Origin of the sequence: Flavobacterium sp. ALD4, from assembly GCF_002836475.1 — a bacterium.
Classification (GTDB): domain Bacteria; phylum Bacteroidota; class Bacteroidia; order Flavobacteriales; family Flavobacteriaceae; genus Flavobacterium.
In genome coordinates, this window is record NZ_PJBJ01000028.1 from 37,586 (window position 1) to 59,868 (window position 22,283).

General features: G+C 35.6%; 21 protein-coding genes. 11 read left to right on the forward strand and 10 right to left on the reverse strand.

Annotated features, from left to right (window positions below; all coding sequences use genetic code 11):
- Positions 1-6 precede the first annotated feature (6 nt).
- From CXF59_RS06545 to gcvP, 6 genes are all read right to left on the reverse strand, one after another.
- A complete protein-coding gene (locus tag CXF59_RS06545; protein WP_101137044.1) occupies positions 7-768 on the reverse strand; it encodes an ABC transporter ATP-binding protein in 762 nt (253 codons plus the stop codon).
- On the reverse strand, positions 765-1,514 hold the full coding sequence (locus CXF59_RS06550; protein WP_101137045.1) for an ABC transporter permease: 750 nt from the start codon (positions 1,512-1,514) through the stop codon (positions 765-767). Before CXF59_RS06550 ends, CXF59_RS06545 begins: the two co-directional genes overlap by 4 nt.
- Positions 1,515-1,601: 87 nt before the next feature.
- Entirely contained in the window at positions 1,602-2,453 is an 852-nt protein-coding gene (locus tag CXF59_RS06555; protein WP_101137046.1) for a glycosyltransferase family 2 protein, read from the reverse strand.
- Positions 2,454-2,533: 80 nt separating this feature from the next.
- On the reverse strand, positions 2,534-3,055 hold the full coding sequence (locus CXF59_RS06560) for a methyltransferase (RefSeq protein WP_101137047.1): 522 nt from the start codon (positions 3,053-3,055) through the stop codon (positions 2,534-2,536).
- A 168-nt stretch (positions 3,056-3,223) separates the two neighbouring features.
- Complete coding sequence (locus CXF59_RS06565) at positions 3,224-4,285, reverse strand: 3-oxoacyl-ACP synthase III family protein (RefSeq protein ID WP_101137048.1); 1,062 nt, start codon at positions 4,283-4,285, stop codon at positions 3,224-3,226.
- Between the two features lie 290 nt (positions 4,286-4,575).
- Entirely contained in the window at positions 4,576-7,419 is a 2,844-nt protein-coding gene (gene gcvP, locus CXF59_RS06570) for an aminomethyl-transferring glycine dehydrogenase (protein WP_101137049.1), read from the reverse strand.
- 136 nt (positions 7,420-7,555) lie between these two features.
- Here gcvP and CXF59_RS06575 point away from each other — a divergent pair, with 136 nt between their 5' ends.
- Positions 7,556-8,368, forward strand: coding sequence for a hypothetical protein (locus CXF59_RS06575; RefSeq protein ID WP_101137050.1), 813 nt, complete (start codon positions 7,556-7,558; stop codon positions 8,366-8,368).
- Between the two features lie 57 nt (positions 8,369-8,425).
- Here CXF59_RS06575 and CXF59_RS06580 read toward each other — a convergent pair whose 3' ends face one another.
- On the reverse strand, positions 8,426-10,453 hold the full coding sequence (locus CXF59_RS06580) for a M3 family metallopeptidase (RefSeq protein WP_101137239.1): 2,028 nt from the start codon (positions 10,451-10,453) through the stop codon (positions 8,426-8,428).
- 202 nt (positions 10,454-10,655) lie between these two features.
- Between CXF59_RS06580 and CXF59_RS06585 the strand changes: the two genes are divergently transcribed.
- Entirely contained in the window at positions 10,656-11,327 is a 672-nt protein-coding gene (locus CXF59_RS06585) for a hypothetical protein (RefSeq protein ID WP_101137051.1), read from the forward strand.
- Between the two features lie 83 nt (positions 11,328-11,410).
- Here CXF59_RS06585 and purE read toward each other — a convergent pair whose 3' ends face one another.
- The 3 genes from purE to CXF59_RS15295 form a co-directional block, all read right to left on the reverse strand.
- Positions 11,411-11,899, reverse strand: coding sequence for a 5-(carboxyamino)imidazole ribonucleotide mutase (gene purE, locus CXF59_RS06590; protein WP_101137052.1), 489 nt, complete (start codon positions 11,897-11,899; stop codon positions 11,411-11,413).
- Positions 11,900-12,022: 123 nt separating this feature from the next.
- The gene (locus tag CXF59_RS06595) at positions 12,023-13,180 is read right to left on the reverse strand and encodes a 5-(carboxyamino)imidazole ribonucleotide synthase (protein ID WP_101137053.1); all 1,158 of its coding nucleotides are present in this window, start codon (positions 13,178-13,180) and stop codon (positions 12,023-12,025) included.
- 55 nt (positions 13,181-13,235) lie between these two features.
- Complete coding sequence (locus CXF59_RS15295) at positions 13,236-13,487, reverse strand: hypothetical protein (RefSeq protein ID WP_232758724.1); 252 nt, start codon at positions 13,485-13,487, stop codon at positions 13,236-13,238.
- Positions 13,488-13,876: 389 nt separating this feature from the next.
- On the opposite strand from CXF59_RS15295, the gene hpt reads away from it, so the two are divergent.
- The 9 genes from hpt to CXF59_RS06645 all read left to right on the forward strand — a co-directional run bounded on the left by hpt (position 13,877) and on the right by CXF59_RS06645 (position 22,281).
- Positions 13,877-14,407 (forward strand): hypoxanthine phosphoribosyltransferase, encoded by a 531-nt coding sequence (hpt, locus tag CXF59_RS06605; RefSeq protein ID WP_101137054.1) that lies wholly within the window; start codon positions 13,877-13,879, stop codon positions 14,405-14,407.
- A gap of 16 nt (positions 14,408-14,423) precedes the next feature.
- Positions 14,424-14,996, forward strand: coding sequence for an adenylate kinase (locus CXF59_RS06610; protein ID WP_101137055.1), 573 nt, complete (start codon positions 14,424-14,426; stop codon positions 14,994-14,996).
- Positions 14,997-15,076: 80 nt separating this feature from the next.
- The gene (locus CXF59_RS06615) at positions 15,077-16,348 is read left to right on the forward strand and encodes a hemolysin family protein (protein WP_101137056.1); all 1,272 of its coding nucleotides are present in this window, start codon (positions 15,077-15,079) and stop codon (positions 16,346-16,348) included.
- A gap of 165 nt (positions 16,349-16,513) precedes the next feature.
- Entirely contained in the window at positions 16,514-17,515 is a 1,002-nt protein-coding gene (gene obgE, locus CXF59_RS06620) for a GTPase ObgE (protein WP_016988876.1), read from the forward strand.
- A 771-nt stretch (positions 17,516-18,286) separates the two neighbouring features.
- A complete protein-coding gene (locus CXF59_RS06625) occupies positions 18,287-18,991 on the forward strand; it encodes a lipopolysaccharide assembly protein LapB (protein ID WP_101137057.1) in 705 nt (234 codons plus the stop codon).
- 49 nt (positions 18,992-19,040) lie between these two features.
- A complete protein-coding gene (gene murC, locus CXF59_RS06630; RefSeq protein ID WP_101137058.1) occupies positions 19,041-20,396 on the forward strand; it encodes a UDP-N-acetylmuramate--L-alanine ligase in 1,356 nt (451 codons plus the stop codon).
- Between the two features lie 18 nt (positions 20,397-20,414).
- Positions 20,415-20,873, forward strand: a complete 459-nt coding sequence (locus tag CXF59_RS06635) for a GNAT family N-acetyltransferase (protein WP_101137059.1) — start codon at positions 20,415-20,417, stop codon at positions 20,871-20,873.
- Positions 20,874-20,884: 11 nt separating this feature from the next.
- Complete coding sequence (gene radC / locus CXF59_RS06640; RefSeq protein WP_101137060.1) at positions 20,885-21,580, forward strand: DNA repair protein RadC; 696 nt, start codon at positions 20,885-20,887, stop codon at positions 21,578-21,580.
- Between the two features lie 11 nt (positions 21,581-21,591).
- Positions 21,592-22,281, forward strand: a complete 690-nt coding sequence (locus tag CXF59_RS06645) for a YjjG family noncanonical pyrimidine nucleotidase (RefSeq protein WP_101137061.1) — start codon at positions 21,592-21,594, stop codon at positions 22,279-22,281.
- Positions 22,282-22,283: the final 2 nt, after the last annotated feature.

The window sequence follows — 22,283 nt, forward strand, 5'->3', positions numbered from 1 at the left end:
GTAAATTTACTCTTTCAAATACGCTTCTCTTACTTTCTTGAATAAATTAGAAGAATAAACGAAGTCTACAACTGCTTGATTGTCTGTCTTGAAAATTTCTTCTTTCGTTCCTTCCCAAGCTTTTAATCCGTCTTTAAGAAACAAGATGCGTTCCCCAATTTCCATTACGGAGTTCATATCGTGGGTGTTAATTACGGTAGTGATATCGTATTCTTCGGTGATTTCTTTGATTAAATTATCGATTAATATAGCGGTATTTGGGTCTAACCCAGAATTTGGTTCGTCGCAAAACAAGTATTTTGGCTTGTTAACAATCGCACGAGCAATTGCAACACGTTTTTGCATTCCTCCAGAAATTTGAGAAGGTAGTTTGTCATGTGCGTCTGTTAATGCAACTCTTTCTAGTACAAAGTCAACGCGTTCTTTTATTTTAGCTTTGTTGTCGGTCGTAAACATTCTTAATGGAAAAGCTACATTTTCGGCTACTGTCATAGAATCAAATAAAGCGCTTCCTTGAAAAACCATACCGATTTCAGTTCTTAGTTCTCTTTTTTTATCAGGTTCAATTTCTGAATAGACCCTCCCGTCAAAACAAATTTTACCGGATTCGGGGGTATGTATTCCTAAAAGACTTTTTAGTAAGACTGTTTTACCTGATCCACTTTGTCCAATAATTAGATTCGTTTTACCAGTTTCAAAAACAGTTGAGATGCCTTTGAGAATCATGCTGTCTCCAAATGATTTTTGTATGTCTTTTATTTCTATCATGATCCCAGTAACAATTGTGTTAATATATAATTGAATAGTATTATGGAGACCGACGTCCAAACAAAGGCAACTGTACTTGCTTTTCCTACTTCCAGTGCTCCACCTTTCATGTAGTAACCATGAAAAGAGGGTATGGTTGCTAGTAACATTGCGAAAATTAAGGTCTTTAAAAAAGCATAAAAAATATGAAAGGGAATGAAATCCATTTGGGCACCATTGATAAATTCAGCACTAGAAGTAAATCCTCCATAGACACCTGCCATCCAGCCTCCTAAGATCCCTAAAAACATACTAATACCAATTACAAACGGATATAGCAGCAAGGCGATAATTTTTGGAAAAACCAAGTAATTCAATGCGTTAACACCCATAACTTCCAGTGCGTCGATTTGCTCTGTAACACGCATGGTACCGATACTCGAAGTGATGAAGGAACCCATTTTTCCTGCCATAATCACAGAGATAAATGTAGGAGCAAACTCCAGTATTACTGATTGTCGTGTGGCAAAACCAATAAGGTACTTGGGGATTAAGGGATTGGTAAGGTTTAGTGCTGTTTGAATCGCTACCACGCCTCCAACAAAGAAAGAAATGAAGGCTACGATCCCTAGGGAATCGATAATTAAGTCGTCAATTTCTTTAAAGATTAATTTTTTCATAACAGACCATTTGGTTTGTTTGATAAAAATTTCTCTAAGCATCAGACAGTATCTGCCTATTTGCGTTATGTATCTAATGAGCATCATATGTTTACAAATATGGGCTAAATTAAGGATTAGTAGCCGGTTTACAGGTTGGAGTTTGTAGTTTTTTAAAAATAACGAAAATTCAAATTAGTTAAAAAGTTTTTCTTTCATTTTCTCAATGCGATACTCTCTTATGAATTTGGCTTGCGCTTGGGTTACTAATAAAGGGGTTTTGGCTGTTTTAGCCTTCAGAAAGCCTTGTATATAGTCAAAAAACAACAATGGTTTCTTTTTCAGAAAAGACAATTTAGCCGAAGCTATTGCCGCAATTATAAATCCGTAGCCTAAAGTGTAAAATGCTTCACCTTGTTTGTAACGTGCTGTTTTGTTGTAATTGGCTCCAGTTGGTTTTAGATGTTTTACTATTAGAGAAGCATCGGTAACTACTTTCCATCCATAGAATTTAGATAGTAATTCGTCCACAGTATCCCATCCCATTGCGGCTTTTAATCCGCCAATTTGTTTAAAACAGGCTTTGCGATACGCTTTAAAAGCGCCACGAATATGGTCTTTGTCTGTCAAGTTCTCCAAAATCCAATCTCCGTTTTTCTCTATGTAAGCAAATCCACCGGCCATTCCTGTCGTTGGGTTTTCTTCGAAATGTTGAACAATCGTTTCAAAATAATTGTCCGGTAAAATAAGGTCGGCATCTAGTTTTACAATGATGTCGTAATTGTCGTCCAAGGTTTCAAATCCTTTTTGAAAAGCCTGAATGACTTTGCTTCCAGGTAAATGAACGGCACTTGATGTTTTTTCTACTAATGAGATAAACGGATTGTCTTTGGCGAAAGCCAGAACAATTTCTGCAGTTTTATCAGTTGAATTATCATTAACTACAACTACTTTTGAAGGTAAATGGGTTTGAGAAATCAAAGATTGTAAGGTTAAAGAAATAAATGCTTCTTCATTATGTGCCGGTATAACTATATAGTAATTCATGTTTTTTTGAATAAAATTCCAATTTTTGAAATTCTAAATTGGAGTAAGTTTGAATTAGGTATTTATTTTGGAATTTGCGTTTAGGCTCTTTCCGCATAAACAATATAATATCTATTAGTAAAGTAACGCAATAAAGGACGGATGCCAATTTTCTTAACGGGATTAGTCCATTTTTGGCGATCAATGATTTTCCAACCTGTTTTTTCCAACAGCCAGTCTAATTGCCAATCTTCAAATTCATGATAATGCCTGTCCCACATGTCCGTTTTACTTCGATAGGCAGGGGAGAACCACAAGCACATCGGAATAGAAATGAAAAGTTTATCTGATTTTATTTCGCTTAAAATGGTGTAGGGATTCAATAAATGTTCGAAGATTTCAAAAGCGGTAACAACATCTTGTTTTTCTGATGAAAATACGGATTGATTGTTATCTAAATCTTCGCCCGATGTGTTTGTAACCGAAAAACCTTCTTCTTTCATTATTTTTGAAAAGGGGTTTTCGACACCTAAGTCTAAAATGGTTTCAGAAGGTGAGATGTGTTTATTTAAAAATTCTAAAGTATGTTTGAATCTTTTATTGGGAAACGTTTTTTCGTACATAGTCATTGCGAGGAACGAAGCAATCTTTCGTTCATTATGGTTTATAAAAGTTCAAAGATACAAACATATGGCTCTTATTTCACAGATTCGTGGTGTAGATAGAATCGAAAAAACCATACTTCAAAAGTATGGTCTTGTATTGTAAAGCTAGATTAGATTCTATAAAACTTAATATCTGTAAACAAATGCATTGACATTCATTCCTCCTCCAACAGAAGCAAATAGTAGAACATCCCCTTTGTTGATTTTTTGGTCTTTTATTTGATCTCTAATTAATAAATCAAAGAGGGTAGGTACTGTGGCGACGCTGCTATTTCCTAATTCATGAATGCTCATGGGCATAATGTCTTGAGGAACTGGTCTGTCATACAATTTATAGAATCGTTGGATGATTGCTTCATCCATTTTCTCGTTAGCTTGATGGATAAGAATTTTTTTGACATCATCTATGGCAATACCACTTTTGTCTAAACAGCTTTTCATCGCGGCAGGAACCGTAGTTAATGCAAATTCATAAATTTTACGACCATGCATTTTGATATAGCGAGTATCGGGGTCTAATTCTGGGTTGTATGATTTTCCAAAAAATAAATAGTTAGCTTCATCCATGGCATAAGTGCCACTTTCATAGGAAAGTAATCCAGTTTCATCGTCATCGGAAGCTTCTATAATGGAAGCGCCGGCACCATCTGAATAGATCATTGAATCTCTATCATGGTCATCTACCACTCTTGATAAGGTTTCAGAACCAATAACCAAACAACGTTTGGCCATCCCTGATTTGATGTAAGCATTTGCTTGAAGCACGCCTTCGATCCATCCTGGGCATCCAAAAAGGATATCATAGGCAACACACTTTGGATTCTTTATTTGTAATTTATGTTTGACACGGGTAGCCAAGCTTGGAAGTGTATCTGATTGCGTAGTACCATGGTTTACGTCCCCAAAATTGTGCGCAAAAATAATATAATCAATAGTTTCGGGGTCAATAGCTGCATTTTCTATAGCTTTTTTGGATGCCAAAAACGCTAAGTCCGAAGAGTTTAAATTGTCATCAGCATAGCGCCTATGCTCAATTCCGGTTATGCTTTTAAATTTTTTGATGACCACATCATTCGGGTAACCAAAAGTTGTACCATCTTCATTTAAAAAAACGTGATTGCTAAAGTCTATATTACTTACTTTTTTCTCAGGAATGTAACTTCCTATTCCAGTTATTTTTATTTTCATCGGTATGTTTTCCAAAAAATTTATGCTAATTTAATAATAAAAATTTGATTATAGCTATGTTATTTACTATGCATGCATATAATTATCAAATATTAATTATTTGGCCAATTTACTGATGATTTTTGAACAATTATTCGAAAACACTTTAGTTTTTTAGTTTTGGTTCTTAGTGATGGAATCCTGTCTTTTTTGATTTAAACAGTTTTTTAATTGTTTAGAGCCAGAAAATAAAGCAAAAAAAATGCCTCGATAGTGTCGAGGCATTTTATAGTAATTTGTAGTAGTAAATACTACATATAAGCTTCAATAGGAGCACAGCTGCAAATTAAATTTCTATCTCCGTACGTCTCGTCTACTCGACGAACACTTGGCCAGAATTTATTAGCTGCAACATAGTCTAATGGGTAAGCCGCTTTTTCTCTTGAATAAGGTAATACCCAAGTATCAGCAGTTAACATAGCTAAGGTATGGGGAGCGTTTTTTAATATGTTATTTGGTTCGTCAGTTAACGATGCTTCAATCTCTTTGCGAATTGAAATCATAGCATCACAAAAACGATCTAATTCAGCAACGTCTTCAGATTCAGTTGGTTCAATCATTAAAGTTCCTGCAACTGGAAACGAAACCGTTGGAGCATGAAAACCATAATCCATTAAGCGTTTCGCAATATCTACTACTTCAATCCCTTTTTCTTTGAAACTTCTACAATCTAAAATCATTTCGTGAGCTGCTCTTCCTGTTTCGCCAGTATACAAAATAGGATAATGTTCTTCTAAACGTGCTTTCATATAATTTGCATTTAGAATAGCGTATTTAGTTGCATCTGTAATTCCTTCAGAACCTAGCATACAAATGTATCCATAAGAAATTAAACAAACTAAGGCAGAGCCATAAGGAGCGCCAGAAATAGCGGTAATTGCTTTTTCACCTCCTACTTGTACTAATGGATTACTTGGTAAAAACGGGACTAATTTCTCGTTTACACAAATTGGCCCAACACCCGGACCACCACCGCCATGAGGAATAGCGAAAGTTTTGTGTAAGTTCAAGTGACATACATCAGCGCCAATAGTTGCAGGATTAGTTAATCCCACTTGTGCATTCATATTCGCACCGTCCATGTACACTAAACCTCCATTGTCGTGGATGATTTGAGTAATTTCTCTAATGGCACTTTCAAAAACACCATGTGTAGAGGGGTAAGTTATCATTAAACAAGACAGTTGGTCTTTATACTGTATCGCTTTTTCTCTTACATCTTCTACATCTATATTACCGTTTTCCATCGTTTTAGTAACGATAATTTTCATTCCGGCCATCGCAGCCGAAGCTGGATTTGTTCCGTGAGCGGAAGCAGGAATCAAACATATTTTTCTTTGATCATCGCCTCTCGATAGGTGATACGCTCTAATGGTCATTAAACCAGCATATTCTCCTTGTGCACCAGAGTTTGGTTGTAGCGTTGTGCCTGCAAAACCTGTGATCACATTTAATTGATGTTCTAACTTTTTAAGCATCGTCGTGTAGCCTTTCACCTGATCTAATGGAGCGAATGGGTGAATAGAATTCCAGTAAGGCATACTTAAAGGCAACATTTCTGCTGCTGCGTTCAATTTCATTGTACAAGAACCCAAGGCAATCATCGAGTGTGTCAATGATAAATCTTTACGTTCTAATCTTTTGATGTAACGCATCAAGCTGGTTTCAGAATGATGGTTATTGAACACGTCATGCAATAAAAAATCAGATGTTCTGGATAAGTGAGTTGGATAGTTATTTTCTGCTGTATATTCATTTACTACAAAAGCTTCTTTCTCTAAGGCTTCTGCAAAAACAGCAATTACCCCGTCAATGTCTGTAAGTAAAGTCGTTTCGTTTAACGAGATAGAAATCGTTGCATCATCGATATAAAAGAAATTAATTTCATTCTTTTCTGCAATTGCTCTAATCTTTTTAGCATCTGTTTTTACAACAATAGTATCGAAAAAGGCAGTGTTGGTTTGATAAACGCCTAATTTATTTAAAGCATCTGCTAGAGTAGAAGCCATTCCGTGTACTTTATCGGCAATATATTTCAATCCTTTTGGTCCGTGATACACAGCAAACATTCCTGCCATCACAGATAATAAAACCTGTGCAGTACAAATGTTAGATGTCGCTTTCTCACGTTTGATATGTTGTTCACGTGTTTGTAACGCCATACGCAACGCACGATTTCCATTAGCATCTTGTGATACACCAATGATTCTTCCTGGCATGGAACGCTTGTACTCTTCCTTTGTAGCAAAATAAGCGGCGTGTGGCCCACCGTAACCCATTGGGATTCCAAAACGCTGTGTTGTTCCCACAACTACTGCAGCCCCTATTTCACCGGGAGGAGTTAATTTCACTAGTGATAAAATATCTGCAGCCACAGCCACTTTTATTTCATTATCAGCTGCTTTTTTAATAAATTCGGCATAGTCATAAACTTGACCGTGTTTTCCTGGATATTGAAGTATGGCTCCGAAAAATTCTTTTGAAAAATCAAACTCTTGGTGGTTTCCAATAACTAACTCTACTCCGATAGGTGCAGAACGAGTTTGTAAAACGGATAAAGTCTGTGGTAGTATTTCTTCAGAAACGAAGAACTTATTTACATTGCTTTTCTTTTGATCTCTGGAACGAACATCAAACAATAAAGCCATTGCTTCCGCAGCGGCAGTACTTTCGTCGAGTAAGGATGCATTGGCAATTTCCATTCCGGTTAACTCAATAACCATAGTTTGGAAATTCAAAATGGCTTCTAATCTTCCCTGTGCAATTTCTGCTTGGTACGGGGTGTAAGCTGTGTACCAACTCGGGTTTTCAAAAATATTTCTTTGAATTGCCGCCGGAACAACTGTTGGGTGATAACCCAAGCCGATATACGATTTGTAAACCTTGTTAGTCCGACCTAATAATCTGATGTGATTTGCAAATTCGTATTCAGTCATAATATGCTCCAATTCCAAAGGGTTTTTTAACCGAATGTCAGCTGGAATAGTCTCGTTAATTAGTTGGTCTAAAGATTCAACACCTATAGTTTCTAACATTTTAGGCAAATCGTGATCTCTTGGTCCTAAGTGTCTTAAAGCAAATGAGTCTGTTTTCATGTAAGTGTAGTAATGTTGTGTTTTTTAGTTGTGCAAAAATAAGTATTATAAACAATCTAATTCGGTTTTTAGACTGATTTTTTATCAAATTTTCAACTAAATGCTGTATTTGTTCGTAATTGATTAATTTTGTTTAATGATGGGTTTTAAAAAAATATTTGATTTTTATATCAAGAGCAGTATTCACGTGGCTTTGGCTGTATATGCACTATTGCGAATGACACATTTCGTGTTCCACATTTCTGCTGATCAAGCCATGGCTAATTTTGCTTTTTTTGGTACAATAGTAGGTTATAATTTTGTGAAGTACGATGCTTTGGCAAGAGCCCAAAAAAAACAAATGCGAAACGAGTTAAAAATCATTGCCGTCTTGAGTCTTTTCTCATTAATAGGAGTGGGATATTATTTTTTTCAACTGCAGCTAATCACCCAAATTGTTTCCGTGGGTGTTCTGGGATTGACGCTTCTATATACACTGCCTTTTTTTCCTAATAGAAGAAACGCGCGTAACTGGGCTGGGGTCAAGATTTATATCGTGGCTTTGTGTTGGGTAGGGGTAACATTGGTATTACCTGTCGTTAATGCACATATTTCGTTAGGACTTGATTTCTATCTCAAATGTGTTCAACGTTTTATATTGGTTTTTGTGTTGATTCTAATTTTTGAAATTCTTGATTTGGCTAATGACGATCCTCACTTACATACAGTTCCACAGCAAATAGGAGTGAGAAAAACGAAGATGGTTGGTTTATTATTGTTGCTTCCATTCTATTTTTTAGAATTTTTGAAAGCTAATTTTATAGAAGAGCAGTTAATTGTAAACTTGGTTTTAGTTCTGGCTCTTACGCTTTTTATTATTTTTGCCAATGAAAAAAGATCCAGCTATTATACTTCCTTTTGGGTCGAAAGTATTCCTATTTTTTGGTGGCTGATGGTCGTTTTCTTTTGATAAAAAAAAACCGAAGCATTGCTGCCTCGGTTTTGAAATCAAAATCCGTATTGTGATTTATACTAGTCCCGCTCTCTTTAATAGTGCCTCTGGGCTTGGTTCGTGCCCTCTAAAGCTTTTGTATAAAGACATCGGATGTTCTGTTCCTCCTTTAGATAGAATATTGTCTTTAAATTTAGTAGCGACCTCCTTGTCGAAAATTCCTTTTTCTTGGAAGAATTCAAAAGCGTCAGCATCGAGAACTTCAGCCCACTTGTAGCTGTAATATCCAGCAGAATATCCGCCTTGAAAAATATGAGAGAAAGAGGTGCTCATCACATTTTCATTTACCTCAGGATACAATTTAGTAGCTGCAAATTGTTCGGTTTCAAAAGCTTTAATATCCGTTATAGCTGATGGGTCTTGTCCATGCCATCCCATGTCTAGTAAGCCAAAGCTCAACTGACGCATAGTGGCCATTCCCTCTTGAAAGTTAGAACTTTCCTTGATTTTTTGAACTAATTCAATTGGTATGATTTCGCCCGTTTGATAATGTGTTGCAAACAAAGCTAAAGCCTCTGGTTCGTAGCACCAGTTTTCCATTACCTGACTAGGTAATTCCACAAAATCCCAATAGACTGAAGTTCCAGATAAACTCGGGTAGGTTGTGTTAGCTAACATTCCGTGTAGGCCATGGCCAAATTCATGGAACAAAGTAAGTACCTCGTTAAAAGTCAATAAGGAAGGTTTTGTTTCTGTAGGTTTTGTAAAATTACATACATTGGAGATGTGTGGTCTTTCGTTGGTTCCGTTTTTTACAAATTGTGATTTGTATGAAGTCATCCAAGCACCATTACGTTTTCCTTTTCTGGGAAAAAAATCAGCGTAAAAAATAGCAACTAATTCATTTTTTTCATCTGTTACTTCATAAGTAGTCACTTCTTCGTGGTACTTGTCAATATCAAAAATTTCGGTAAAGGTCAGGCCGTATAGTTTGCTTGCGATAATAAAAGCGCCATTCAACACTTTTTCTAATTGAAAATAAGGTTTTAGTTTTTCGTCATCTAAACTGAAGAGTTCTTGTTTCAATTTTTCGGAGTAATAAGCTCCGTCCCATTTTTCTAGTTGCTCTAGTCCATCGAGTTTTTTGGCAAAAGCTGTTAAATCGGCAAATTCTTTTAAGGCAGCTGGTTTTGCTTTTTCTAATAAATCTTTAGAGAATGTATTTACTTTCTCAGGACTCTCAGCCATTCTTTCCTCAAGGACAAAGTGGGCATGAGTAGCGTATCCTAAAAGTTGGGCTCTATCAAAACGCAATCTGGCAATTTTAAAGACATTTTGCTGGTTGTCTAATTCATTGTTATGGAAACCTTTTGCGCCAAAAGCAATAGCCATCTTCTTGCGTAGCTCCCTATTATCAGCGTAGGTTACAAATGGAACGTAGCTAGGGTAATCTAGAGTGAAGATCCAACCTTCTTTTTCTTGGCTTTTCGCCAAAGAGCGAGCGGCTTCTATAGTTCCCTCGGGTAGTCCAGATAAGTCTTCTTCATTGGTAATATGCAATTCAAAAGCTTGGGTTTCTGCTAATACATTTTCGCCAAATTGCAAACTTGCCTTTGATAATTCTTTGTCAATTTCACGTAGTTTGTTTTTTTTATCCTCTGCTAGATTAGCACCGTTTCGAGAAAAGCTTTTGTATTTTTCATCCAATAAAGTGGTTTGCTCTGTGTTGAGGTTCAAAGTTACTTTTAGCTCATGTACAGCCTTCACTTTAGCAAATAATTCTGCATTCAGTCGGATATCATTGCCGAAATCAGATAACAATGGAGAAACCTCCTGAGCGATTTTTTGTATTTCGTCATTGGTTTCTGCTGAATTCAAATTGAAGAAAATACTAGAAAGACGGTCCAATGTGTAGCCGCTAAAGTCCAAAGCTTCAATTGTGTTTTTGAAAGTGGGTGCCTCTTCGTTTTCTACAATAAAATCAATTTCTGCTTTTGCTAATGCTATTCCTTCGATAAAAGCAGGAAGGAATTCCTCGTTTTTTATTTTCGAAAAAGGCGCTGTATCGTATTTTGTGTTAAATTTCGTCGTTAATATTTTCATTTGATAGTCATTAATTAGTATTCGTTGAAACAGCATAGTTTCAATAGCAAAGATAGGGATTTATTAAAAAAAGAAAGATTGCTCTAGGGATTGATTATTGTTAAACTTAATGAAATGCCGCAACTCTTGCGGGAGAAAAAGGGTATATTGGTAACTGGTTTAGGCAGTAAGGAAGCTAATTATTAAAAATTAAAAATACGATATGAAGTATCAGGTAAAAATACAAACCATCAATACGGTTGAGGAAATTAAAGAATATTGGAGTAACGATGACTATGTTCAATTATTGGGAAAGTTTGCTTATCCAGAAGCGTCTAGTGCTAAAAAAGAAAACTTAAGTGAGTTGCTATCTATGGCGATTACCGATTTTGAGCCTAATGAGGCTGCTGCAATAGTGTTGAATTATAAGTTGTCTGATTCTTTGAATGAAGGGCAGATCCAGCAGATTTCAAACGATATGCTTATTGACAAGATCAGTGAAGAATATCCTGAAATAGCGATGCAGGCCCCTTTATTTAATATCAATCAACTGCTTTTTAAGGCGTATAATGGGAAATTTCCAAATGCGAAAGCCACTATTATAGAATTTTCAATGACACCTTCTAAGGAGGAAGCTACGAAAAAATTGACTAAAGAAAATGTCTTGAAGTTATTTAGTACAGGACTATCTGACCGAAATATCATCAAAAGATTGTTTGATGATCAAATGCATCAAAATGCCGCTTTTCCTGAAGCTGAAAATATTCTGTGGGATTTAACCACTTCAGATGACATCAATTATAAACTGAACACTTCTGAAAATTGGTTAAAAAGTGAAGACTTTATCGCCTCTGAGTTTGAAGGTGTTTTAGAAGAAGTTGCAGAAGAGGCGTAGTTTAAAAACAGCTTTTTCCAATAAAGAAATACATGTAAACTAAAAAAGCTTCTCGTATTGAGAAGCTTTTTTAGTTTACTAAATTATTGTTTAAGAAGACTTTCAGAAGCAATAATTACGGATTCTTTTAGTCCCAATTTATATTGTATCACTTTATCTAATACGCTTTTGTCATGACTTCCGATGATTTGAGCTGCCAATATCCCTGCGTTTTTAGCGCCGTTTAACGCTACAGTGGCTACTGGAACTCCTCCCGGCATTTGTAGAATTGACAAAATACTGTCCCAGCCATCGATTGAATTGCTTGATTTTACAGGAACCCCAATTACGGGTAGAGGAGACATAGAGGCTACCATACCAGGTAAATGTGCTGCGCCGCCGGCACCGGCAATAATTACCGAAATCCCACGTGTATGTGCATTTTTACTGAAATCGAATAATTTTTCAGGAGTTCTGTGTGCTGAAACGATATCAACTTCTATTTCGATTCCGAAGCCTTTTAATACTTCGATGGCTTCTTGCATTACGGGCATATCTGAGATACTTCCCATTATTACGGCTACTTTGCTCATTTTCTTATTTTCTTAATTCAAAATTCAGGATTGAATATTCAACATTTATTTAATTTAAAACCTTTTAATTCTAGTTTTTTTCATCATCGACGTGGTGACAGCATAACTGTAGCTGTAAGTTGATTACTGCAAACTGATCACTCTAATTGTGTTTTTAACGTCTTCGGCAATTCTCCGTGCTTCTTTAATGTCTGTATTAACAATGGTAACATGCCCCATTTTTCTGAAAGGGCGCGTTATTTTTTTACCGTAAATATGGGGTGTAACTCCATTCCATCCTAATATTTTTTCGATGTTTTCGTAAATAACGTTACCAGAATATCCTTCAGCCCCCACTAAGTTAACCATTATTCCGGCTACTTTACTGTCTGTATTACCCAAAGGTAAATCGAGAATGGCTCTAAGGTGGTTTTCAAATTGCGAAGTAAAACTAGCTTCGATAGAATAGTGTCCTGAGTTGTGAGGTCTTGGCGCCACTTCGTTTATTAAAATTTCATCGTCTTCAGTCTGAAACATTTCAACAGCTAATAAGCCTACGTGATTAAATTTCTCAGAAACGTATAAGGCGATAGCTCTTGCTTTTTCGGCCACTGCGTCATCAATTCTTGCGGGACAAATAACATATTCTACTTGATTAGCTTCCGGGTGAAATTCCATTTCTACTACAGGATAGGTTTTGATTTCCCCTGAAGGATTTCGACAAACAATAACGGCCAACTCATTTTTGAAAGGAATAATTTCTTCAGCGATACATTCTACATTGGGTAGTTCGTCCAAATCAGAGATTTGTCTAATAACTTTGACTCCGTTCCCGTCGTAGCCAAATTCAGTGCATTTCCATACGAATGGGAACTTCGTTTTAGAATCCAAGATGTCAACGATTAGACTTTTCAGATTATTGAATCGTCCGTAATTTGCTGTTGGAATATCGTACTTTCTATAAAAATCTTTCTGAACCCCTTTGTTTTGAATCAGTTTTAGTGTTTTTGGCGAAGGATAAACTTTCAATCCTTCTTCTTCTAATTTTAGCAAAGCCGCAAGATTAACGAGTTCAATTTCGAAAGTTAAAACATCAACTTTCTTTCCGAAATTGTAAACGGTTTCAAAATCCATTAAGTCCCCTTTAAAGAATTTATCACAGGCTATTTTGCAAGGCGCTTCCTCACTTGGATCAAGAACATACGTTTGTATGTCAAATTTCCGGGTGTCAAAAAGCATCATTTTGCCCAATTGTCCACCGCCTAGAATACCCAATTTAAAATCAGAAGAAAAATAGTTCATTGTATTGTTATTTGTTGAAAGCAAAGATACTTTATAATGATTGAATAGGGAAATGCTATTTTATTTTCTTCAAAATTTCTCTAGCAACGGCTTTGTAAGCAGCAGAATGTTTGTGGTAATCGTCACTAAGAATACGTTGTAATTCAGGATGAATCCAATCGTTTTTTTTGCCTAATTCAAACAAAGCACGAATTGCGTAGGCTTTTTTAGCTACTTTTCGATCTCCGTTAATAAGCCATTCAAAGCGGCTTTCTGTAATTTGGTCTTCTTGTAGGTTAAATAAAATAAGGTGTTGAATTAAGAACAAACAGATTTTGGAAATAGAACGCAAGGCGCTTTCATTTGTGAATTTTGAGAGGCTAAAACTAAACACTGGAAGATGATCTGTAACAAAATGGATCTATTTTTCTAAAACTAATTCCAGAATCTAGCAGGCTTTGTAGTGGTTTTTGTCGTCTAAGTTTAAAGCCAATTCGAGTAAATCAGGAAATAAGTTAGCATTAACTAAAATAAGTTGAGCGTTTTCGTCTCTACCGATTCTGTAGGCAGAGCCGTTGGCTATATTTGTATAAAGTTCGCTTTTAATATTAGAGTAAAAAACATCTTATTTCAGATGTACACTATTCTTATGGTTCTAAATCTGAATTCCCAACTCAGAAATTCCTATATTTGCAAATTATTTAAAATAGGATAATAATGATTCAACTTCACGATAAACAATTTGTTCCGTTTATTTCTGCTAAAGAAATAGAGCTTGCAATAACAAAAATGGCAGCACAAGTAGAAGCTGATTTTGGAGATGAAATTCCTGTCTTTGTAGGAGTTTTAAATGGTGCTTTTATGGTTGTTTCCGATTTTATGAAGGCTTACAAAAAGCCCTGTGAAGTCAGTTTTTTAAAAATGTCTTCCTATGAAGGAACTGCTTCGACAAATGAAGTAAAACAGCTAATCGGTTTAAATCAGGATTTGACTGGGCGTTCCGTTATTGTGATCGAAGATATCGTTGATACAGGGAATACATTGGTAGAATTAAAAGAATTATTCAAAGCGCAAAATGTAAAACATTTTAAAATAGCTACCCTCTTCTTTAAACCGGAAGCCTATAAAAAAGATATTAAAATAGATTATGTCGGAATCAGAATTCCAAATAAGTTCATAGTTGGTTATGGTCTTGATTACGACGAATTAGGCAGAAATTTACCAGAAGTATATAAACTAAAAGAGTAATTAGATAACGCACATTATGATCAACATTGTTTTATTTGGAAAACCAGGAGCAGGAAAAGGTACTCAAGCAGAATTTTTGAAAGAAAAATATAAATTAACCCACATTTCTACAGGTGATGTTTTTCGTTTTAATTTGAAAAACGATACCGATTTGGGAAAACAAGCGAGAGTTTACATGGATGCGGGTGATTTAGTGCCTGACGAATTGACTACCAAAATGCTTATTGATGAGGTTAACAAACATCCAGATACTAATGGTATTTTATTTGATGGGTATCCAAGAACGATTTCACAAGCCATTGCTTTAGATGAGTTTCTGAAATCTATAGATTCTGAGGTAACCGCTACGATAGCATTGGAGGCTGATGATGAAATTTTGGTTCAACGTTTGCTCGAAAGAGGAAAAACAAGTGGTAGAATTGATGATCAAGATGAGGGTAAAATTAGAAATCGCTATCAGGAGTATAATGAGAAAACAGCTCCTTTAATGCAGTATTATAATGACCAAGGGAAGTTTTATGCTGTAAATGGAATTGGAAGTATTCAAGAAATCACGGAGCGTTTAAGTACGGTTATTGATAATTTGTAGTTACAAACAGTGCTTGATTTTGAAGTTTGAAGTGGGCTATACGAGCACTGCTCTTTGAACTTTAGGCTTTAAAAAGATACATGGAAATATTAATAATACTTTTTCTGATTTTGTTAAATGGGGTTTTCTCCATGTCTGAAATCGCATTGATTTCGGCTAGAAAAAGCAGGTTAGAGTCTTCGGCAAAAAAAGGAAATAAAAGCGCTCAAATTGCGCTCAATTTGGCTAATTCACCAAATAAATTCTTGTCGACGGTTCAAATAGGAATTACGCTTATTGGTATACTTACCGGTATTTACAGTGGGGACAAGATAACAACAGATGTGGAGACCTTTATTGTAGGCTTTACAATCTTGATGCCATATGCACATTCTATAGCAGTGAGTATTGTTGTTGTTATATTGACTTTTTTCTCGTTGGTTTTAGGAGAGTTGTTGCCTAAAAGAATTGGTTTGAATCATCCGGAAGCGATAGCTAAAGCTTTTGCCATGCCGATGAAAATAGTCTCCGTTGTAACGGCGCCATTTATTTGGCTATTGACTAATTCTACAGAGTTTTTATTAGATATTCTAAAGATTAGACCTTCCTCTGACGGTAAAATTACGGAAGAGGAAATTAAGGCCATCATAAAAGAGGGTACGGAAACAGGAGAGGTTCAGGAAATTGAACAAGACATAGTAGAGCGTGTTTTTTATATAGGTGACAGGAAAATAAATTCGTTGATGACTCATAGAAAATCAGTGGTTTACCTTCCTTTAAATTCAAGCAAGCAAGAGGTTAAGGAGTTTATGCGTCATGAATTGCATTCAGTTTATCCCGTTTACAGTAAGAATTATGATGATATTGTTGGGGTTGTGAATTTGAAAAATATTTTCGCGCATATTGATGATGATGATTTTAACTTGTCAGATTTAATGACGGAGGCTCCCTATATGATGGAACAGACGACGGCATACAAAGCCTTGGAGCGGTTTAAGACAACGGGCGTTCATTATGCTATGGTAGCAGATGAATACGGAATATTTCAAGGTGTGATCACTTTAAATGATATTCTAGAGGCCTTGGTTGGTAATGTCTCGGATTTTTATAGAGAAGAGTTTGAATTGGTAAAAAGAGAGGATGGAACATGGCTGGTCGATGGGCATTATTCATTGCATGATTTTCTGACTTACTTTGACTTGGATGAATTAATAAATGATTACGACGTGACAACGGTGGGGGGATTAGTAATGACGGAACTTTCGCATATTCCAAAACAAGGAGAAAAATTGATATGGAAGAAATTTCAGTTGGAAGTGATTGATATGGATGGTGTAAAGATTGATAAGATAATGGTGAAAGCCTTAAAATAATAGTGTTCAGTATTTCGTTTTTAGTATTCAGTAAGTAGCTGCTCATTAAAAAATAGAATACTGCCCACTGAATACTAAAAGTTATGACAGAAGATTTGAAATTAAAAGGAGGACAGCCAGTGGCTGTCGGTCACTTTAGATCCTGTCAAAATTAAATAAAGAATTATGACAGAAGGGAATTTTGTAGATTACGTAAAAATATTTGTTTCGTCCGGAAAAGGAGGAAAAGGATCTACGCATTTGCATAGAGAGAAATTTATTGAAAAGGGAGGCCCAGATGGTGGTGATGGAGGTCGTGGTGGACATGTTTTTCTTGTAGGTAACAAAGGACTATGGACTTTGTTTCATCTTAAATTTGCTAGACATATCAAAGCTGGAAGCGGCGGTGATGGTAGTGGTGACAGAAGTACTGGGGCGGATGGAGAAGATAAGTTCATTGAAGTCCCATTAGGAACTGTTGTAAGAGACAAAGAAACTGGAGAGGTTTTGTTTGAAATTACGGAAGACGGAGAAAAACAAGTTCTTTCGAGAGGTGGTAAAGGAGGTTTAGGAAACTGGCACTTTAGAAGTGCTACAAACCAAACGCCAAGATATGCTCAGCCTGGGTTACCGGGATCGGAGATGGATGCAATTCTGGAGCTAAAAGTTTTGGCAGATGTAGGCTTAGTAGGTTTTCCAAATGCTGGAAAATCAACTCTTTTATCTGTTTTGACATCAGCTAAACCAAAAATCGCAGATTACCCGTTTACGACTTTAAAGCCAAACCTTGGAATTGTAGCCTACAGAGATTTTCAATCTTTTGTAATAGCAGATATTCCTGGTATTATAGAAGGTGCTGCAGAAGGAAAAGGATTAGGACATTATTTTTTACGTCACATTGAGCGTAATTCAACCTTGCTATTTCTTGTTCCTGTTGACACCCCAGATATTAAAGGAGAGTATGATATTTTGGTAAACGAACTAACAAAATACAATCCAGAAATGCTGGATAAGGAACGCATGGTTGTTATTTCTAAATGTGATATGCTGGACGATGATCTAAAAGCAGAACTGAAAGAAGAATTAGATGTATCCTTCAAGGGTATTCCTTATATGTTTATCTCGTCTGTTGCCCAGCAAGGGTTGACAGAATTGAAAGATAAATTATGGAAAATGTTGAATGACTAATTAAGCATTTTACACTTATAAACAAAAAACCGTTTCAAGAAATTGAAACGGTTTTTTGTTTTCTATTTAATTGCTATCCTACGTCCTTTAGCCATAATAGGAAATGGTCGTCAGGGCAGTCTGTCGAAGCTCTATAGGTGATTTTATATCTGTTTTCGTAATAGTAATCATTCAAACATTTACCATAAACAAAATTAAGAATTGCTTTTGATGGCTCAGAAACGTCTTTATTTCGCGTTTCAGATTGTTTAAAAATTGGTTTGTGTGTCTTGTTCTAGGGTTTGAATTAAAGAAAAAACATTCTATAATCTCTGTCTCATTATTACTCGAAATGGCTTTGGTGTATATTTAATCTACAAAAGTAGTTGTGGATTTAATTTCACTTTCTTTTTCTAAAGTGATCATCGCATCCCGTTTTTTGTCAAATTGTTAGGCTATTACAGGGACAGACATCATAAGTAAGAATAGGAATAATTTGTTATACAGTTTGAGGATAAGAGGAATTGATTTTAAGTGAATTTAAGTCTATTTGTTGTAAGTTTTTTCTAAAAATCAGTACAATAATACTTATGGTAATGAGAGCTAGTCTATTTTTTTGTTTGGTAAAAAGCAATTGCAAGACAAATTATGAAAGATATTGATTGATTAATACATGTTCAGAAAGTATTTAAATCTTCCTGAACACTAAATGAGGTCGATTTTTTGTTTTAAAATGTCAAAGCTTTCCCAATGATACAAGATTCCAATTATAAATTTCCTTATTTTTGAAGAATGAAACAAATTATATATCTCTTTTTATTCCTACCAATGATGATTTGGTCTCAATCCAATTTTGACGAAGCAGAAAAATTATTCAACGATAAAAAGTATGAACAGGCGCAGCCTATATTAGAAGCACTTCTAAAAGCGAGTCCGTCGAATTTAAAAACGATCGAATATTTAGGAGATATTGCAGGCAGTAGTAAGAAATGGGATGCTGCGATGTTTTACTATAAAAAGTTGAAGCAAATAAAACCATCTGAAGCAAATTATTTTTACAAATATGGAGGTGCTTTGGGAATGAAAGCCTTAGAAGTTAATAAGTTTAAGGCTTTAGGAATGATCGGCGAGATTAGAGAGTCATTCGAAAAAGCAATAAAACTCAATCCGGCGCATATTGATGCTAGATGGGCTTTGATAGAATTATATATCACACTTCCCGTCATTATTGGTGGAAGCGAAACGAAGGCACTCAAATACGCTAACGAATTATCGAAAATTTCGAGCGTAGACGGTTATTTATCAAGAGGACATATTGATGAATATTATCGAAGGTACGAAGCTGCAGAGAGGCAATATAAAAAAGCATTTTCAGTGGCTTATTCTAAAGTAAGCTGTCAAAAGCTCGCAAACTTATATAAAAATAAGATGAATGATCCTGAGAAAGCTAAAATAACTTGGGACGAATTCAACAAGAAAAATAAAGCGATTAAGTGATAATTCAGGGATTAAATTAATATATAAACGCATAATTGAATAAACGTAAATGACAACACATTTCATAGCTATAGGAGGGAGTGCAATGCACAACTTAGCATTAGCATTACACAATAAAGGATATAAAGTAACGGGAAGTGACGATGCAATCTTTGAGCCTTCTAAATCACGTCTGGATACTAAAGGAATTTTGCCTGCAGAAATGGGCTGGTTTCCGGAAAAAATCACAAATGACATTGATGCAGTAATACTGGGAATGCATGCTAAAGCAGATAATCCGGAACTTTTAAAAGCACAGGAAAGAGGGTTGAAAATTTATTCCTATCCAGAGTTCTTATATGAGCAGTCCAAAAATAAAACACGTGTAGTTATAGGCGGATCTCATGGAAAAACTACAATAACCTCAATGATTTTGCATGTGATGCATTACAATGACATAGCGGTGGATTATATGGTGGGGGCGCAATTAGAAGGTTTTGACACGATGGTTCATCTTACGGATGAAAATGATTTTATCGTTTTAGAAGGAGATGAGTATTTGTCTTCGCCAATTGATAGAAGACCAAAATTCCATTTGTACCAACCTAATATTGCTTTGATATCAGGAATTGCATGGGATCATATTAATGTTTTTCCTACCTATGAGAACTATGTAGAACAGTTTGAAATTTTTGTGGATCAAATCAGCCGTGGTGGTATATTAGTTTATAATGAAGAGGATTTAGAAGTAAAACGTGTGTCAGAAGGAGCAACAAAACCAACCCGTAAATTAGCTTATACTACTCCGAATTATAAAGTGGAGAACGGAACGACGTTATTAGAAACGCCGGAGGGAGATATGCCTATTGAAGTTTTTGGGGCTCATAATCTAAATAATTTGGCTGGGGCCAAATGGATTTGCCAGAACATGGGTGTCGATGAAGCCGATTTTTATGAAGCGATTGGTAGTTTTAAGGGGGCTTCAAAACGATTGGAAAAAATTGCTGAAAGTAGAACTACAGTAGCATATAAAGATTTTGCCCATTCACCGAGTAAAGTGGCAGCAACTACAAAGGCAGTTAAAGAACAGTATCCAGATAGAACATTGATGGCTTGTTTAGAATTGCATACCTACAGCAGTCTAAATTCGGAGTTTTTAAAAGAATACGAAGGAGCATTAGCATACGCTGATGTTGCGGTTGTTTTCTATTCACCAGATGCGGTAAAAATCAAACAATTAGAAGAAGTTACGTACGATCAGATTGCACAGGCATTTAATAGAAAAGACTTGATTATATATACAAATCCGAAAGACTTCAAAGACTATCTGTTTAATTTAAATCTTGAAAACTCAGCATTGCTATTGATGAGTTCAGGAAATTATGGCGGGTTGAATTTTGATGAGGTAAAAGGATTGATTCAGTAATAGTTCAATGTATTAAAAATGGAGGATAACATAAGAGTCAGTAAAACTACCAGCAAAAATGAGGATTTTATAAATTTGGTAGTGGCATTGGATCAAAGTCTATGGGAGCGGTATCCGGAATTGACCTCTGATTATTGGGGGAATAATATTTTAGAAATCAACCCTAATGTTGTGGTTTTATACCTTGATAACAAGGCTGTGGCCTGCGGATGTTATAAGAAAAAGGGGAAAGATGCAATTGAAATAAAGCGTATGTTTGTTTTGCCGGAAGCCAGAGGCAAGGGGTTTGCCCAAAGTATTTTGCAGGAACTAGAACAATGGGGAGTGGAGTCAGGGTTTTTGTTTTCAGTTTTGGAAACCTTATATAAGCAGATAGAAGCTATTGGGATGTATCAGAAATGTGGATACGCAATAGTCAATAATTACGAACCTTACGTGGGTTTAAAAAATAGTATTTGCATGCGGAAACAAATTTAAAGAATAAGCCAATGTCTGAAAACGCTTTTTTTCCTATTACTAATTGGTCCGAAAACGATAAACCACGTGAAAAGCTAATGCTCAAGGGTAAAGGTGCGTTGAGTGATGCTGAATTAATCGCTATTTTAATTGGTTCTGGTAGTCGAAATGAATCGGCGGTAGATTTAAGTAAAAGAATTTTGAAGAGTGTGGACAACAATCTAAATGCTTTAGGCAAGTTGTCTATTTCCCAATTAATGAATTTCAAAGGAATAGGGGAGGCCAAAGCGATTTCCATTATCGCCGCTTTAGAATTAGGGAGGCGAAGAAGGTCAGAAGAGGCTGTCGAATTGATCAAAATCAGTTCCAGTAGAATGATTTTTGAGATTATGCAACCTATAATTGGGGAGTTACCGCACGAGGAATTTTGGATTGTTTATTTGAATAATTCAAATAAGATTCTTTCAAAATCGCAATTGAGTAAAGGTGGGATAACAGGAACATTGGTAGACGTAAGGTTAGTATTCAAGATGGCACTTGAAATGGGAGCAACTGGATTGATATTATGTCATAACCATCCTTCAGGAACTTTGGTTCCAAGTGATGCCGATAAACAAATTACCAAGAAATTAAGAACTGCCGGAGACAGCTTAGAAATAAAAGTTTTGGATCATTTAATTGTCACTGAGTTTAATTATTTTAGTTTTGTTGACGAAGGAATATTTTAAAAATAACTATAATGAAAATTACAAATATAAAAGATGTCTTTTTTGACTTAGATCATACGCTTTGGGATTTTGATAAAAATTCAGAGATTACTTTTGAGGGTATCTTTCAAAGAAATCACCCCGCCATTGAAATCAAAACATTCATCGAAAAATATGTGCCGATAAATCAGGCGTGCTGGAAGTTGTATCAATACGATAAGATCTCACACGAGGAGTTGCGTTACAACAGGTTGAAGCATTCTTTTGATGCGATCAATTATTCTGTTTCTGATGCGCAAATTGAGATCATTGCTCAGGAGTATATCCAACTATTGCCAGATAACAACCTCCTTTTTGAGGGTGCTTTTGAGATCTTGGATTATCTAAATGCAAATTATAAGTTGCACATCATTACTAATGGTTTTGCAGAAGTACAAGGAAGGAAAATCAAAAATGCTAAGTTGCATGATTATTTTCATACCATTACAAATTCAGATATGGCTGGGGTTAAAAAGCCAAACCCTATTATTTTTGAATACGCATTAGATCTGGCTAAAGCCAATAAGGAAAACAGCATCATGATTGGGGATTCTTTGGATGCAGATGTGCAAGGAGCACTCGATATGGGATTAGATGCTATTTTTTTTAATACGGATAAAGTTCAAGTGGAACAAAAAATAAAACAAGTCAATCATTTATTAGAATTAAAAAAATATTTATAACC

Excerpts from the sequence above, each read along its gene's own strand:
- CXF59_RS06545 (WP_101137044.1), bottom strand. The coding sequence starts at position 768 with ATGATAGAAATAAAAGACATACAAAAATCATTTGGAGACAGCATGATT.
- CXF59_RS06550 (WP_101137045.1), bottom strand. The coding sequence starts at position 1,514 with ATGATGCTCATTAGATACATAACGCAAATAGGCAGATACTGTCTGATG.
- CXF59_RS06555 (WP_101137046.1), bottom strand. The coding sequence starts at position 2,453 with ATGAATTACTATATAGTTATACCGGCACATAATGAAGAAGCATTTATT.
- CXF59_RS06560 (WP_101137047.1), bottom strand. The coding sequence starts at position 3,055 with ATGTACGAAAAAACGTTTCCCAATAAAAGATTCAAACATACTTTAGAA.
- CXF59_RS06565 (WP_101137048.1), bottom strand. The coding sequence starts at position 4,285 with ATGAAAATAAAAATAACTGGAATAGGAAGTTACATTCCTGAGAAAAAA.
- gcvP (WP_101137049.1), bottom strand. The coding sequence starts at position 7,419 with ATGAAAACAGACTCATTTGCTTTAAGACACTTAGGACCAAGAGATCAC.
- CXF59_RS06575 (WP_101137050.1), top strand. The coding sequence starts at position 7,556 with ATGATGGGTTTTAAAAAAATATTTGATTTTTATATCAAGAGCAGTATT.
- CXF59_RS06580 (WP_101137239.1), bottom strand. The coding sequence starts at position 10,453 with ATGAAAATATTAACGACGAAATTTAACACAAAATACGATACAGCGCCT.
- CXF59_RS06585 (WP_101137051.1), top strand. The coding sequence starts at position 10,656 with ATGAAGTATCAGGTAAAAATACAAACCATCAATACGGTTGAGGAAATT.
- purE (WP_101137052.1), bottom strand. The coding sequence starts at position 11,899 with ATGAGCAAAGTAGCCGTAATAATGGGAAGTATCTCAGATATGCCCGTA.
- CXF59_RS06595 (WP_101137053.1), bottom strand. The coding sequence starts at position 13,180 with ATGAACTATTTTTCTTCTGATTTTAAATTGGGTATTCTAGGCGGTGGA.
- hpt (WP_101137054.1), top strand. The coding sequence starts at position 13,877 with ATGATTCAACTTCACGATAAACAATTTGTTCCGTTTATTTCTGCTAAA.
- CXF59_RS06610 (WP_101137055.1), top strand. The coding sequence starts at position 14,424 with ATGATCAACATTGTTTTATTTGGAAAACCAGGAGCAGGAAAAGGTACT.
- CXF59_RS06615 (WP_101137056.1), top strand. The coding sequence starts at position 15,077 with ATGGAAATATTAATAATACTTTTTCTGATTTTGTTAAATGGGGTTTTC.
- obgE (WP_016988876.1), top strand. The coding sequence starts at position 16,514 with ATGACAGAAGGGAATTTTGTAGATTACGTAAAAATATTTGTTTCGTCC.
- CXF59_RS06625 (WP_101137057.1), top strand. The coding sequence starts at position 18,287 with ATGAAACAAATTATATATCTCTTTTTATTCCTACCAATGATGATTTGG.
- murC (WP_101137058.1), top strand. The coding sequence starts at position 19,041 with ATGACAACACATTTCATAGCTATAGGAGGGAGTGCAATGCACAACTTA.
- CXF59_RS06635 (WP_101137059.1), top strand. The coding sequence starts at position 20,415 with ATGGAGGATAACATAAGAGTCAGTAAAACTACCAGCAAAAATGAGGAT.
- radC (WP_101137060.1), top strand. The coding sequence starts at position 20,885 with ATGTCTGAAAACGCTTTTTTTCCTATTACTAATTGGTCCGAAAACGAT.
- CXF59_RS06645 (WP_101137061.1), top strand. The coding sequence starts at position 21,592 with ATGAAAATTACAAATATAAAAGATGTCTTTTTTGACTTAGATCATACG.